Below are 13500 nucleotides of genomic sequence, written 5' to 3'. Positions count from 1 at the left end.
ACAGCGCCCATGACCACTTCCAACGACACCTGGACCGTCGCCGGCCGGACCTTCAGCTCGCGCCTGATCGTCGGCACCGGCAAGTACAGGGACTACGCCCAGAACGCCGCCGCGGCCGAGGCCTCGGGCGCCGAGATCGTCACCGTGGCGGTGCGGCGCGTGAACCTGACCGATCCGGGCCAGCCGGTGCTGACCGACTTCCTGGATCCCAAACGCTACACCTACCTGCCCAACACCGCCGGCTGCTTCACCGGTGAGGACGCGGTCCGCACCCTGCGCCTGGCGCGCGAGGCGGGCGGCTGGACCCTGGTGAAGCTCGAGGTGCTCAGCGACCCCAAGACCCTGTTCCCCGACATGGAGGAGACGCTGCGGGCGCTGAAGCTGCTGACCGCCGAGGGCTTCGAGGTCATGGTCTACTGCACCGACGACGTCGTCTACGCGCGGAAGTTAGAGGACGCGGGGGCCGTCGCCGTCATGCCGCTGGGCGCGCCGATCGGCTCGGGCCTGGGGGTGCAGAACCCCGTGAACATCCGCCTGATCGTCGAGCAGTCCAAGGTGCCTGTGCTGGTCGACGCGGGCGTCGGCACCGCCTCGGACGCCGCCGTCGCCATGGAGCTGGGCTGCGACGGCGTGCTGATGAACACCGCCATCGCCGAAGCGCGCGACCCCGTCCTCATGGCCTCCGCCATGAAGCACGCGGTGATCGCCGGGCGCGAGGCTTACCTCGCCGGCCGGATGAAGAAGCGCATGTACGCCGATCCGTCCTCACCGCTGGCGGGGTTGATCTAGAATCCACCTTCTCCCCTTGTGGGAGAAGGTGGCATGCGGAGCATGACGGATGAGGGGGGATGCAGCCGCGCGCTCATCGTCTGACGGTTTGCGAGCCGAGGGAGCCCCCTCATCCGAGCGCCTCTGGCGCCCACCTTCTGCCACGCGGGGAGAAGGGAGACTTATCGCGCCTTCGCTGCGGCGATGGCTTCCGCGATCGCGGCGGGCTGGATGCTCTCGGTCGCGCGGCCGTTGACCAGGAAGGTCGGCGTGCCCTGCAACGCCAGCGCCTGGGCCGTCGCGTCGATGTCGGCCACCTGATCGCGGATTTCGGCGCTGTCCATGTCCGCCCTTGCCCGCGCCAGATCGACGCCGTTCTCGACCAGCAGCTGATCGATCGTCTCGGGCGACAGCGCCGGCTCGGCCAGCAGCGCCTGATAGACCGGCAGGTAGCGGCCCTGACGGTGCGCCGCCAGCGCCGCGCGGGCGGCGTAGTCCGACGTCCCGCCCGGCTCACGGTCCAGGATCGCCCAGTCCCTGAACACGAACCGCACGTCCGGATTCGCCTGCATCAGCGCCAGGAACTCCGGGGCCACGGCCTTGCAGCCCGGGCACTGGAAGTCGAAATACTCGATCACCGTCACCTCGGCGTCCGCAGGGCCGAAGGCGGGGTCGCGCGGATCGACGGCGACCAGCGAGGGGTTGGCCTGGGCCCGCCGCGTCGTCTCCTCGGCGGCCAGCGCCGCCTGCTGAGCCTGGCCCGCCTGGACCATCTCCTGGACCAGCTGGGGGTTCTCCAGCAGATAGGCCCGGACGCGCCCCTCGAAGCCGAGCTGGCCCGCCAGCGCGATGACGATCGCCACGGCGCCCAGGATGGGGCCCAGCCAGTCGAACAGCGCGCGCGCGGGGGCGGGCGAGGGGGTGTCGGACATTCGGTCTCCGGCGATCAGTTGCGGGTGGTGCGGCGATCCAGGTCCGCCAGATCCTCGGGCGTCGCGCCCGACGCCAGCACGATATCGACGGCGCGACGCCACTCGGGCGTGCCGGTCTCCAGCATCGCCCGCGCTCTCAGGGCGAACTGCACCGCCTCCCGCTCGCGTCCGAGCGCGAAATAGTACTCGGCAGAGGCCAGCCGGGCCTCGCCCTCCTTGCCCTGCGCCGCGAAGGCCTGCCCCAGAAGCCGCCAGCCCAGCGGGTTGTCGGTCTCGCGCGCGGTCGCGAGCTTGAGTTCGTTGATCGCGTCGTCCAGCCGCGCGGGATCGTTCGTCTCGATCAGGGCGTGGGCCAGATTGATCCGCAGCAGGGGCGCGTCGGGCTTCAGCTCGACCGCGCGTCGATGGGCGTCGACGGCCTCGGCGGGCCGACCCTCCTCGAAAAGGATCTGGCCGCGCAACTCCCAGAAATAGGGGTTGTCCGGGTCGCCCTGCATCAGTTCGTCGACCGCCGCGAGGGCGCGGTCGGTCCGACCGTCCCGGTACCAGGCGATGGCCCGCGCATAGCGGGCCGGCAGGGACTGATCCGTCTCCGGATAGGCGCGGTAGGTGTAGGTGGGCAGATCAAGGAACGCCCGAATCTTGGCCAGCATCAGCGCGTGCTGGGCCATACGCTCGGGACTGTCGCGACGCTCGTAGTTGGATGCCGCGGCCACCGGCCGGCGCAGGGCCTCGATCCGGTCCGACGAGAGCGGGTGGCTGCGGAAGTAGGGGTACCGCCTGGAATCCGAGAACACCTCCTGCGAGCGGAAGTTCTCGAAGAACTCGACCAGGCCGCGTCCGGATTCGCCCGCGGCCTCCAGCGCCCGGGCCCCGGTCAGGTCCGCCTCGCCCTCCTGGCTCTGCAGATAGCGAAGCGCGCTGAGGGTGCCGAAGTACTGGCTCGAACCCAGCAGGGCCGCGCCGGCGTCGGGCGCTCCGGCGGCGATCGCCAGGGCCCCCAGCGCCATCGAGACGAGGAAGGGCTGGCGCGCCGCGTCGGAGGCGCCGTCCCGCAGGGTATGGCGGTTCTTGATGTGCCCGCCCTCGTGCGCGATCACGCCCAGCAGCTGGTTCGGCGTATCGGTCTCGAGGATCAGGCCGGTGTGGATGCCCATGATCCGCCCGCGCGTGGCGAAGGCGTTCAGGCTGGGATCGTTGACCAGCAGGATCTCGACATCGGCCGGGATCAGGCCCATCGCCGACAGGACCGGATCGGACCATTCCCGGATGATCGCCTCGATCTCGGTGTCGCGGATGATGCTCTGGGCCGAGGCCTGACCGGGCAGGGCGAGCGTCGCGGCCGCCGCCGCGACGGCCGCGACGCCCTTCAGGGCGCCCGTCAGGGGCGACATTCGTCGGGACAGCCAGCTCATGGCGATCTCCACTCCGCTTCGGCGCCCCCGCCGGTCACTCCAATCTAGCGGCCCGCGCTCAACGGCGCCACCACCCGCGCTTAGGCTTCGGCGGGGGCGCCGTGATCTGCGCCGGATCCTCGGCGATCAGCTCCGCGACGCTCACGACCGGCTGGGGCGCGGGCTCCGGCGCCGCCTCGGTCGGGGCTTCCGCCGCGACCGGAGCGGGCTCCGGCTCCAACTCCGGTTCGGGCGCCGACTCGATCTCGACCTCCGCGACAGGCTCGGGTTCGGGCGCCGGGTCGAGGGTCTCCGGTTCGGCCGTCTCCGCCGACGGCGCGTCGCCGCGCGTCTTGCGGCGGACGCGACGGCGCTGGGGCTCCGGCGGAATGGCGACGGGCGCGGTCTCCAGCTCGGCGGAGGCGACTTCCGACTCGGCGTCGGCGGCCGCTTCGGCGACGTCCGTTTCGCCCGTCATCTCGAACGGCGCGCGATCGCCGCCCCGTCCGCGACCCCGACGTCGACGCCGGCGACCGCCGCGCTCCTCGCGGGGCTGGTCCGGCTCGCCGGACCCGGCGACAGGCGCGCCCTCGTCCGCGGCTTCGGCGTCCCGCGCCTCGTCCAGCGCGGCGTGAGGGTTCAGCGGATCGAACCAGAGATAGGGCTGGTCCAGCGACGGCGTGCGGCCGCGCACCCAGGTGTAGACGTCGCGATCCCCGTCCTCGCGGACTCGGCGACCGCCCCGGCGGCCCCGGCGACGGCGGCGACCGGCCTCGTCCTCGTCGCTCTCGGGGGCGGCGACCACGGCCTCCTCCTCGCGACGCCCGCCGCGGCGGCGGCGGCGGCGGCCGCGACCCCGGCCTTCGCCGTCGTGTCGCTCCGCGCGCTCGCGCGGCTCGTCATCATCGGCGTCCTCGCGGTCCTCGCCGTCCTCGTCCTCGAAGTCCTCCTCGTCCTCGTCCTCGTCGTCGAAGTCGTCATCCAGGTCGAAGCCCGGCATGTCCGGCGAGTCGGGCAGGGCCGCGATCTCGGCGTCGAGATCGATCTCCGGCGCGACGAAGTCCTCGTTGGTCTCGAGCCGCTCGATCGCGTGCTCGGCCTGGGCCAGGCCGGCGTCGATCAGCACCACGACCTCCAGGCCGCGCCGCTCCAGCAGCCGCTGCAGGTGCGAGCGCTTGTGGTTCAGGATGTAGAGGGCCACGGCCGCGGGAACCTTCAGGTTCACCAGCCCCGCGCCGTTCTTGCCGACTTCGATGTCGATGGCCCTGAGCGCGGTCAGGGCCGCCGACTCGGCCGAGCGGATGCGACCGGCGCCGTTGCAGTGCGGGCAGATTTCGGTCGCGCCCTCCAGCACGCCCAGCCGACGACGCTGGCGGCTGATCTCCATCAGGCCGAAGCCGGAGATCTTGCCCATCTGGATGCGCGCCCGGTCCCCCGCCAGCGCGTCCTTCAGCGCCTTCTCGACGGCTCGGTTGTTCTTCGACTCCTCCATGTCGATGAAGTCGATGACGATCAGGCCCGCCAGGTCGCGCAGGCGCAGCTGGCGCGCGGCCTCGACGGCGGCTTCCAGGTTGGTCTTGGTGGCCGTGGCCTCGACGTTGCGTTCCTTGGTGGCGCGCCCGGAGTTGACGTCGATGGCGACCAGCGCCTCGGTCTGGTTGATCACCAGATAGCCGCCGGACTTCAGCGGCACGACCGGCTGGTGGATCTGGTGCAGCAGGTCCTCGATGCCGTTGGCGGCGAACAGCGGCTTGGCGCCCCGGTACAGGTGAACCTTCGACGCCTGGGACGGCATCAGCACCCGCATGAAGTCGCGGGCCTGCTTCCAGCCCTCGACCCCTTCGACCTGGATGCCGTCGAAGTCCTTGTCGAACATGTCGCGCACCGCGCGACGGACCAGGTTCTCTTCTTCGTAGATCAGAGCCGGCGCATGCGACTTCAGGGTGGTCTCGCGGATCGTCTCCCACAGGCGCAGCAGGTACTCGTAGTCGCGCTTGATCTCCGCCTTGGTGCGCTTGGCCCCGGCGGTGCGGATGATCAGCCCCATCCCGCGCGGCACGTCCAGGCTCTGGGCGGCGGCCTTCAGGCGCTTGCGGTCGGCTGCGTTGGTGATCTTGCGGCTGATGCCGCCGCCCTTGCCGGTGTTGGGCATGAGCACGCAGTAGCGGCCGGCCAGCGACAGCCAGGTGGTCAGGGCCGCGCCCTTGGCTCCGCGCTCGTCCTTGACGACCTGAACCAGCAGGATCTGGCGGCGCTTGATGACGTCCTGGATCTTGTAGCGCCGCATCAGGCGACGCTTCAGGCGCTCCTCGTCGGCCAGTTTGGCCTCGGGATCGGCCTCGTCGTCGAGGCTTTCGCGACCCAGGTCGTCCTCGTCCTCGTCGTCGCCCGCCTCGGCCATGATGGCTTCGCGGTCGGCGACCGGGATCTGGTAGTAGTCCGGGTGGATCTCGTTGAAGGCCAGGAAGCCGTGGCGGTTGCCGCCGTATTCGACGAACGCCGCCTGCAGGCTGGGCTCTACGCGCGTGACCTTGGCGAGGTAGATGTTCCCACGCAGCTGGCGCCGCGCCTTGGATTCAAAGTCGAATTCCTCGACCTGGCGGCCGTCCACGATCGCGACGCGCGTTTCTTCCGCGTGCGCCGCGTCGATCAACATAGTCTTTGACATCAAGGGTCTCTCTCTGGCGCGCCGGCGCGGGCCCGGTCAGGGCTCCCGTCGCGGCTCGCCGAATGGGGGTGAGGGGCCGGGCGCGCGCGAATCCATCGCCGGTGACGGCGATCTCGGTCTTGAGGAACCGGTGGGAGGCGCAGCCTGAAAGGCCCATGGTCGTCTTCATTCCTGGACCGGGGCGCGCCCTCGACGAGGGCGGCGGTCCGCTCGGCCCGGCGGCGCGCTGGATCGTTCGATCCCGTCGCTCCGCAGAATTGGTCGGATAGCGAACGCCTGGACGCGGGAGCCGACCCGAACCGGGCCGGTCGCTTCCGGACTCCCGGAACATAGTCCGGCCTGAGCCGAATGCAAAGCGCGCGCGCCGCTTAACCCCTTGATCACCGCACTCGTGCACCATGGGGTCAACAAGAATGGTGGTCTGTGCGAGCCGGGTCATGAAGGACCTCATCACACGCTTGGGCGCTTTCCTGCGCCGTCGCCGGCTGGCGACCGTTGCTGTCGGCGTCTTCGCCGCCGGTTTGCTGGCGGCCGGGCAGGGCCTGGCCTCCGGCGCGGCCGGGGATCTGATGCGCCTGCGCCTCGGCGGCGACGGCGAGCGCACCCGCATCGTTCTGGACATGGACCGCACGGCCCAGGGCCGGGTGCTGGAGGACGGCCGGTCGGGTCGCCTCGTGCTGGAGTTGAGCGGCGTCGCGCCGGAGGCGCCCCTTTCGGGGCGGGGCCTCGGCCTCGTGCGCGACTACCGCGTCGAGGGACGCGGTGCGGCCGCCCGCGTCGAGGTGGCGCTGACCTCGGCGGTCGAGGTGGAGCGCCGCTTCCTGCTGCCCCCCGGCGACGGGGTCGGGCACTATCGCTACGTCATCGACGTCCGCGCCAACGGGCGGGCCGCGGCCCCCGCGCCGATCGCGATCGCGCGGCGTGAGGCGCGGTCCGAACGGCCGCTCGTGGTCATCGACGCCGGGCACGGCGGCCGTGATCCGGGCGCTTCGGGCCAGACCGCCCGCGAAGCCGACATCACCCTGGCCGCCGCCCGGGAGCTCGCCGCCGAGCTGGAGCGGCGCGGGCGTTACCGCGTGCGTCTGACCCGCACCGACAACACCTATGTGGACCTCTACCGTCGCGTGGCCATCGCGCGCCAGGCCGACGCCGACCTGTTCATCTCGCTGCACGCCGACGCGGGCTCGGATCCCGCCACGCGGGGCGCGAGCGTCTACACCCTGTCCGAACAGGGCGCCGGCCGGGCGGTGCGGGAGTTCACCGGTCGCGACGACTGGCACCGGGAGCTGCATCTGCCGGGGCGGGACCCTTCCGTCGATCGCATCCTGCTCGACATCACCCAGCGCGCGACCCAGAATCGCTCGGCCCTGTTCGCCCGCACCCTGCTGGGCGAGATCGAGCGCGGCGATCATCCGCTGCTGCGCCGCAGCCACCGCGACGCGGGCCTGGCCGTGCTGCTGGCCCCGGACGTGCCCGCCGTGCTGCTCGAGATGGGCTTCATCACCAATCCCGAGGACGAGCGGGCGCTCACGGACCCTCGTCAGCGCCGACGCCTGATGCAGTCGGTCGCGCGCGGCATCGACCGCTATTTCGCGGGCGGCGAGCCGCTGCGGATCGCCGAGGCGGGCCCGACCGCCGGAAGTCCGTAGGGGCCGATAGAACGTCGTTCCCGCGACACGTCTTTGCGTCGGCGGCGACGCGGGCTAAACCCGCAGCGGGCGTCTATCGGAGCGCGCGGTGAAGCTGCCGGCGATTGAAATTCAACAGAAGTGGTTCGTGGCGGCGGGGATCGCCTTCCTCAGCGCCATCGCGCTGGCGGGGGTCGTCGTCACCATCTACGCCGCCTGGCTGTTCCACGACCTGCCGGACGCGTCCGAGCTGGCGGACTACCGCCCGGCCACGGCGACTCGCGTGTTCGCCGCCGACGGCACCCTGATCGGCGAGTATTCCGACGAACGCCGGATCTATGTGTCGTACGACCAGATCCCCGTGACGGTCGTGCAGGCCTTTCTCGCCGCCGAGGACCGCAACTTCTTCCAGCACGGCGGCATCGACGTGTCGGGCATCGGCCGGGCCATGGCCAAGAACGTCTTCAACGTGCTGACCGGCCGGCGTCTCGAGGGCGGCTCGACCATCACCCAGCAGGTGGCGAAGAACGTCCTGCTGACGAACGAATCGAGCATCAACCGCAAGCTCAAGGAAGCCATCCTGGCCAGCCGGCTCGAGGCCACGCTGACGAAGGAGCAGATCGTCGAGCTGTATCTCAACGAGATCTTCCTCGGCTACCGGTCCTACGGCGTCGCCTCGGCGGCCTACAACTACTTCGGCAAGTCGCTGAGCCAGCTGACGGTGGAGGAGGCGGCGTTCCTCGCCGCCCTGCCGAAGGGGCCGAACAACTATCACCCGCGCCGCCAGCCGGAGGCCGCCAAGGCCCGTCGCGACTGGGTTCTCGGCGAGATGGCCGACAACCGCTTCATCAGCCGAGAGGTCGCGGAGGCCGCCATCGCGCGCCCCTTGCGCACCCAGGACGCGCCTCGCCGGGCGCAGTACCAGGACGCCGACTTCTTCGTGGAGGAGGCGCGGCGCCGCGCCATCGCGCTGTTCGGGCGCGAACAGGTCAACCGCGGCGGCTACTACATGCGCACCACCCTGGACCCGGAGCTCCAGTCGGCGGCGCGCCGGGCGCTGATGCGCGGCCTGGAGCAGTACGATCGACGCCACGGCTGGCGGGGCGCGTGGGGCCAGACTGACTTTGGCCCGAACTGGCGCGAGGAGGCGCAGGCGCGGCAGATTCCACCCGAGCGTCGGACGTGGCTGGCCGCCGCGGTCGAGAGCGTGTCGGGCAATAATGTGCGGGTCCGCGTCGCCCGAGACGACCGCACGGGGGCCCTGCTGGCCTCGGACGCCGCCTGGGCCAACGCCAACCGACAGCTTCGCCGCGGCGACCTGATCTTCGTCGAGCCCGAAGGCGGGCAGTTCGCTTTGCGTCAGGTGCCGGCGGTGAACGGCGCGCTCGTGGCGATCGATCCCCAGACCGGCCGAGTTCTGGCGATGGTGGGCGGCTATTCCTACGCCCTGTCGAGCTTCAACCGCGTGACCCAGGCGGAGCGCCAGCCCGGGTCGGCGTTCAAGCCCATCGTCTACGCCACGGCGCTCGAGGGCGACTTCACGCCCGCGTCCATCGTGCTGGACGCGCCGATCAGCTTCGCCGGAGGGGCCAACGGCGAGCGGTGGACCCCGCAGAACTACAGCCGGGAGTACTACGGCCCCCAGACCCTGCGACGCGGCCTGGAGCTGTCGCGCAACGTCATGACGGTGCGCCTGGCGAACGAGATCGGCATGAGCCAGATCGTGCGCAGCGCGGAGCGGTTCGGCGTGGCCGACGACCTGCCGGCCAACCTGTCGGTCTCGCTGGGCGCCGGGGAGACGACGCCTTACCGGCTGACCGCCGCCTATGCGACCTTCGTCAACGGCGGGCGGCGCATCGACCCCTACATGATCGAGGTGGTCCAGGACCGGGACGGCGAGACCATCTATCGCGCCGACGGCCGAAGCTGCCGCGAATGTCGCCGCGGCTTCAGCGGGCAGGCGTCGCCTCGCCTGAATCCGCGGGGCGAACAGATCATCGATCCCATCACCGCCTACCAGATCAGTTCCATGCTCGAGGGCGTCGTCCAGCGCGGCACCGCCGCATCGGCGCGCGGGCTGGGACGCTGGGTCGGGGGCAAGACCGGCACGACCAACGAATACCGTTCGGCCTGGTTCGTGGGCTTCACCACCGACATCGTCGTGGGGATATTCATCGGCTTCGACGACAACCGGCCGCTCGGCTCGGGCGAGACCGGGACGACCGCCGCCGTGCCCGTCTTCATCGAATTCATGCAGACGGCGCTCGAGGAGCGGCCGGCGCGTCCGTTCGTGCGGCCTCGCAACGCCATCTTCCGCACGGTGAACGGCATCGAGGAGGCGTTCCGCCCGGGCACCGAGCGCGCCCGCGTGGAGGAACGCGCGCCGGAGGTCGTGGAGGGGCCGCAGAGCTACTACGACGTCATCCGCCGCGAACAGGAAGCCGCCGGCGAGCCGGTCACGGTTCCGACCCCGACCGCGCCCACGCCGCCGCCGCCGGAGAAGGAACCCGCCGAGGACCTGAGCGGACTTTATTGAGCCGGGCGGATTGGGCCTTCCCCTCGGGGGCGGCGGCCTCTATCTCGGCCCCTCGTTTCGGATGCGGAGAAATCCATGAGACTGGATGTCGAGGCCATGAAGGCCGACATCGAGCAGAGCCTGGCTCTGCTCAGGAGGCGACTTTGACTGGGATGTCGCTCTAAGGAAGCTCGATGAGCTGAACGCCCGTGTCGAGGACCCCACCCTGTGGGACGACCCGGATCAGGCCCAGGCCGTCAGCCGCGAACGCTCGCGGTTGGAGACGCAGATCAACGCCGTCCGCGAGATGGAGACGGCGCTGGAGGAGGGCGTGATGCTCTCCGAGATGGCCGACGAGGAAGGCGACGAGGCGACGCTGGAGGAGGCGCGCCAGAGCCTGCGCGCCATCAAGGAACGCGCCGCCCGCGCTGAACTGGAAGCTCTGCTCTCCGGCGAGGCGGACGGCAACGACGCCTATCTCGAGGTCAACTCCGGCGCCGGCGGAACCGAGTCCAACGACTGGGCCGGAATGCTGCTGCGGATGTACAGCCGCTGGGCCAAGGCGCACGGCTATGAGGTCGAGGTCGAGGCCGAGGAAGCGGGCGAACAGGCCGGCATCAAGTCCGCCACCATCCAGATCAAGGGGCCGAACGCCTACGGCTGGCTGAAGTCGGAATCAGGGGTGCATCGCCTGGTCCGCATCAGCCCCTATGACGCGGCGGCCAAGCGGCACACCTCGTTCGCCTCGGTCGGCGTCTCGCCGGTCGTGGACGACGCCATCGAGATCGAGATCAATCCGGCGGACGTGCGCACCGACACCTATCGGGCCTCCGGCGCCGGCGGCCAGCACGTCAACAAGACGGACTCCGCCGTGCGTCTCACCCACATCCCGACCAACACTGTAGTGGCCTGTCAGGCCGGGCGCTCCCAGCACCAGAACCGCGAGCAGGCGTGGAAGATGCTGCGCGCCCGCCTGTACGAGCTGGAGCTTCAGAAGCGCGAGGCGGCGGCCCAGGCGCTCGCCGATGCCAAGACCGACATCGGCTGGGGCCACCAGATCCGATCCTACGTGCTTCAGCCGTATCAGATGGTGAAGGACCTGCGCACCAACGTGGAGACGTCGGATACGCAGGGCGTGCTGGACGGCGATCTCGACGCCTTCATGGGCGCGGCGCTGGCGGCCCGCGTCGGCGCGACGCGCGGCTCGACGGCGGAGGAGTAGGCATTCGCCCTCCCCGTGAAGGGGAGGGCGAAGGTCAGCGCGGCGTCAGCTCGCCGGCTTCATGTCGATGACGGTCGGCGCCGGTTCGGCGGGCGCGGGGGTCGGCGCGGGCTGGGGCGCGGCGGCCTTCGGCGCCTCGCGGCGGCCCTGCAGCACGCGGCCCTGGAAATAGGCGCCGATGTCGATCGACAGCTGTTCGGCGGTGATGTCGCCGTCGACATAGGCGGTGGAGACCAGCTTCACCTGCTTGCCCGACACCGCGCCGACGACACGGCCGCGCACCTCGACGTAGTCCGCCGAGACGCCGCCCTCGATCGCGCCGGTCTCGCCCACGATCAGGCGACCGACCCGCACGTCGCCCTTCACGGCGCCGTCGACCTGCAGATCGCCCTGGCCCGAGACGTCGCCGTCGAACTGCAGATCCGCCGACAGGGTCGACAGGCCGCGACCGGGCGTCATCGGCGTCGGAGAGGGTGCGACCGGCGCCGGCGCCCGGCTCGTCTGGCCCGGCGCGGGCAGATCGGGCAGCGGCGGGATGGGTGTGGGCGTGGTCGAGCGTTCGGGGGTCGGGGCCTTAGTCTTGTTGAACAATTTGATCTCCTGCGCGGATGAAGCGGGCGGGATTGTGCGGGCGGCCGTCCATCCACACCTCGTAGTGCAGGTGAACGCCGGTCGAGCGGCCGGTGGTGCCCATCCCGCCCAGACGCTGGCCCAGCGACACGCGCTGGCCGGCGGCGACCGAGATGGTGTTGAGGTGGGCGTAGCGCGTCTTGAAACCGTCCCCGTGGTCTATCTCGACGGTCTTGCCATACCCTGAACGGACCCCGGCGAAAGAGACGACGCCGGGCGCCGTCGCGACGATGGGCGTGTTGATCGGCGCGGCGAAATCCTGGCCCTGATGCAGCGCGGGGCGACGGTTGAAGGGATCGAAGCGCAGGCCGAAGCCGGACGTGATGCGGGCCTCCGCCGGGCGGCCGAAGGGAATGGCGCGGGATGCGTCGGCCAGTTGCCGCATGTCCGACAGGTCGTCGGCGGCGCGCTGGATCCGGGCGGCGAAGGCTTCATCCACGTCGAGCACGGCGGCCAGCGCCTGGGGATCGTCGCCCTGGACCAGAGGGCCGCCGAGACCCGAGGAGGCGTTCACATAGGCGGCGGGGTTCAGGCCGGCCAGGCGAAACGCCAGGCGCAGCCGCTCGGCGCGGCTTTGGGCGAAGTCCTGCGCGCGGGCGAGCAGCCGTTCCTGATCCAGCTTGACCGCGGCCATGCGGCGCACGGGGCTGGCGCTGTCCAGCGGCGGGGCGGGACGCAGCGCCTGCTCCGCGCCCTGGACGTCGCGGAACATGCTCATGACGCCGACCAGGGCGGCGTGGCGGCGCTCCACCATCGAGGCCGTCTCTTCGAGCGAACCGGTCGTCGAGGTCATCCGCACGACGGCGCTGTCCAGACGCGCCTGCAGGTCCGCATTGACCCGCTCGGACGCCGCCCGGGCTCTCGCCACGGCCGTTTCCGCCTGGGTCTGATAAGCCAGGTCGAACAGAAAGCCGCCGGTCGCGATCAGGGCCCAGACGGCCGCCACCAGCCCCGCCGAGGCCATGGCGATCTGTCTGCCCGTGGTCAGGACATAGCCGCGGATCTCGCCGTGAGCCCTGACGTAGAGATGACGTTCGGGAAACCAGACGTCCTGGATCAGGCGTCTGCGAGGTTCTGTTGATTTACGCATGCCACACCCCCCGGACGACAAGGGTTATCCCCAATGCCGGGGGAGTGGGCAAGGCTGTTCACGATGAGTTAACCATCATTTCAGATCGATGACGGCCTGCGGGCTAAGTCGAACGATGTTTTTCGCCTTCCGAGCGAAGATTCGTCGGGACGCTCCACTTCGCTCAGCCAGAAACGGCGGCGAGCACCTCTTCGGCGTGACCCTTTACGGACACCTTGCGCCACACGCGCTCAACCTTGCCGTCCGCGCCGATCAGGAAGGTGGCGCGCTCGATCCCCATGTAGGTCTTTCCGTACATGCTCTTCTCGACCCAGACGCCGTAACGCTCGCAGACGTCGGTGTTCTCATCCGAGGCGAGGACGACCTTGAGGTCGTACTTGGCCTTAAACTTGTCGAGCTTCTTCACCGGGTCCTTGGACACGCCGATGATCACGGCCCCGGCCGCGTCGAACGCGCCGATCTGGTCCGTGAAATCCTTGGCTTCGTTGGTGCAGCCGGGCGTATCCGCCTTGGGATAGAAGTACAGCACCACCCGCTTGCCCGAGAGGTCGGCAAGCCGGGCGCGGCCCCCGCCGTCGGCGGGCATGTCGAAGTCGGGCGCGGCGACGCCTGGGGTGATCGCGGTCATGTGGGCCTCCGGATAGCTTGACCGT

At 70.4% G+C, this 13500-nt stretch carries 10 protein-coding genes; 4 read left to right on the top strand and 6 right to left on the bottom strand.

Annotated elements, in window-relative coordinates:
• Nucleotides 1–9 precede the first annotated feature (9 nt).
• Complete coding sequence (locus tag ACFFGE_RS03265) at nt 10–789, top strand: thiazole synthase (protein WP_376834250.1); 780 nt, start codon at nt 10–12, stop codon at nt 787–789.
• 161 nt (nt 790–950) lie between these two features.
• Here the strand turns inward: ACFFGE_RS03265 and ACFFGE_RS03260 are convergent, their stop codons facing one another.
• From ACFFGE_RS03260 to ACFFGE_RS03250, 3 genes are read right to left on the bottom strand one after another with little or no spacing between them, the layout of a single operon-like run.
• Nucleotides 951–1700, bottom strand: coding sequence for a thioredoxin domain-containing protein (locus tag ACFFGE_RS03260; RefSeq protein WP_376834248.1), 750 nt, complete (start codon nt 1698–1700; stop codon nt 951–953).
• A 14-nt stretch (nt 1701–1714) separates the two neighbouring features.
• Nucleotides 1715–3115 carry a M48 family metalloprotease gene (locus ACFFGE_RS03255; RefSeq protein WP_376834246.1) on the bottom strand — a complete coding sequence of 467 codons (1401 nt, stop codon included), beginning with the start codon at nt 3113–3115 and terminating at the stop codon, nt 1715–1717.
• A 58-nt stretch (nt 3116–3173) separates the two neighbouring features.
• Complete coding sequence (locus tag ACFFGE_RS03250) at nt 3174–5762, bottom strand: Rne/Rng family ribonuclease (protein WP_376834244.1); 2589 nt, start codon at nt 5760–5762, stop codon at nt 3174–3176.
• Nucleotides 5763–6199: 437 nt separating this feature from the next.
• On the opposite strand from ACFFGE_RS03250, the gene ACFFGE_RS03245 reads away from it, so the two are divergent.
• The 3 genes from ACFFGE_RS03245 (at nt 6200) to prfB (ending at nt 11127) form a co-directional block, all read left to right on the top strand.
• Nucleotides 6200–7411, top strand: a complete 1212-nt coding sequence (locus tag ACFFGE_RS03245) for an N-acetylmuramoyl-L-alanine amidase family protein (RefSeq protein WP_376834242.1) — start codon at nt 6200–6202, stop codon at nt 7409–7411.
• A gap of 88 nt (nt 7412–7499) precedes the next feature.
• The gene (locus ACFFGE_RS03240; protein ID WP_376834240.1) at nt 7500–9926 is read left to right on the top strand and encodes a penicillin-binding protein 1A; all 2427 of its coding nucleotides are present in this window, start codon (nt 7500–7502) and stop codon (nt 9924–9926) included.
• A gap of 75 nt (nt 9927–10001) precedes the next feature.
• A protein-coding gene (prfB, locus tag ACFFGE_RS03235; protein ID WP_376834238.1) for a peptide chain release factor 2 occupies nt 10002–11127 on the top strand; the annotation gives its coding sequence in 2 pieces (ribosomal slippage) (nt 10002–10070 and nt 10072–11127; 1125 coding nt in all).
• A gap of 45 nt (nt 11128–11172) precedes the next feature.
• On the opposite strand, the gene ACFFGE_RS03230 is transcribed toward prfB, so the two are convergent.
• From ACFFGE_RS03230 to bcp, 3 genes are all read right to left on the bottom strand, one after another.
• Nucleotides 11173–11718 carry a bactofilin family protein gene (locus tag ACFFGE_RS03230; RefSeq protein WP_376834236.1) on the bottom strand — a complete coding sequence of 182 codons (546 nt, stop codon included), beginning with the start codon at nt 11716–11718 and terminating at the stop codon, nt 11173–11175.
• Nucleotides 11702–12847 (bottom strand): M23 family metallopeptidase, encoded by a 1146-nt coding sequence (locus ACFFGE_RS03225; RefSeq protein ID WP_376834234.1) that lies wholly within the window; start codon nt 12845–12847, stop codon nt 11702–11704. Before ACFFGE_RS03225 ends, ACFFGE_RS03230 begins: the two co-directional genes overlap by 17 nt.
• Before the next feature lie 163 nt (nt 12848–13010).
• Nucleotides 13011–13475, bottom strand: coding sequence for a thioredoxin-dependent thiol peroxidase (gene bcp / locus ACFFGE_RS03220; protein ID WP_376834232.1), 465 nt, complete (start codon nt 13473–13475; stop codon nt 13011–13013).
• Between the last annotated feature and the right edge of the window lie 25 nt (nt 13476–13500).

Origin of the sequence: Brevundimonas balnearis, assembly GCF_042434805.1 — a bacterium.
In the GTDB taxonomy this organism is placed as follows: Bacteria; Pseudomonadota; Alphaproteobacteria; order Caulobacterales; family Caulobacteraceae; genus Brevundimonas; species Brevundimonas balnearis.
This window is presented reverse-complemented; position numbering and strand designations above follow the sequence as displayed.

Coding starts and splice junctions, on each gene's coding strand:
- ACFFGE_RS03265 (WP_376834250.1), top strand. CDS start 10: ATGACCACTTCCAACGACACCTGGACCGTCGCCGGCCGGACCTTCAGC.
- ACFFGE_RS03260 (WP_376834248.1), bottom strand. CDS start 1,700: ATGTCCGACACCCCCTCGCCCGCCCCCGCGCGCGCGCTGTTCGACTGG.
- ACFFGE_RS03255 (WP_376834246.1), bottom strand. CDS start 3,115: ATGAGCTGGCTGTCCCGACGAATGTCGCCCCTGACGGGCGCCCTGAAG.
- ACFFGE_RS03250 (WP_376834244.1), bottom strand. CDS start 5,762: ATGTCAAAGACTATGTTGATCGACGCGGCGCACGCGGAAGAAACGCGC.
- ACFFGE_RS03245 (WP_376834242.1), top strand. CDS start 6,200: ATGAAGGACCTCATCACACGCTTGGGCGCTTTCCTGCGCCGTCGCCGG.
- ACFFGE_RS03225 (WP_376834234.1), bottom strand. CDS start 12,847: ATGCGTAAATCAACAGAACCTCGCAGACGCCTGATCCAGGACGTCTGG.
- bcp (WP_376834232.1), bottom strand. CDS start 13,475: ATGACCGCGATCACCCCAGGCGTCGCCGCGCCCGACTTCGACATGCCC.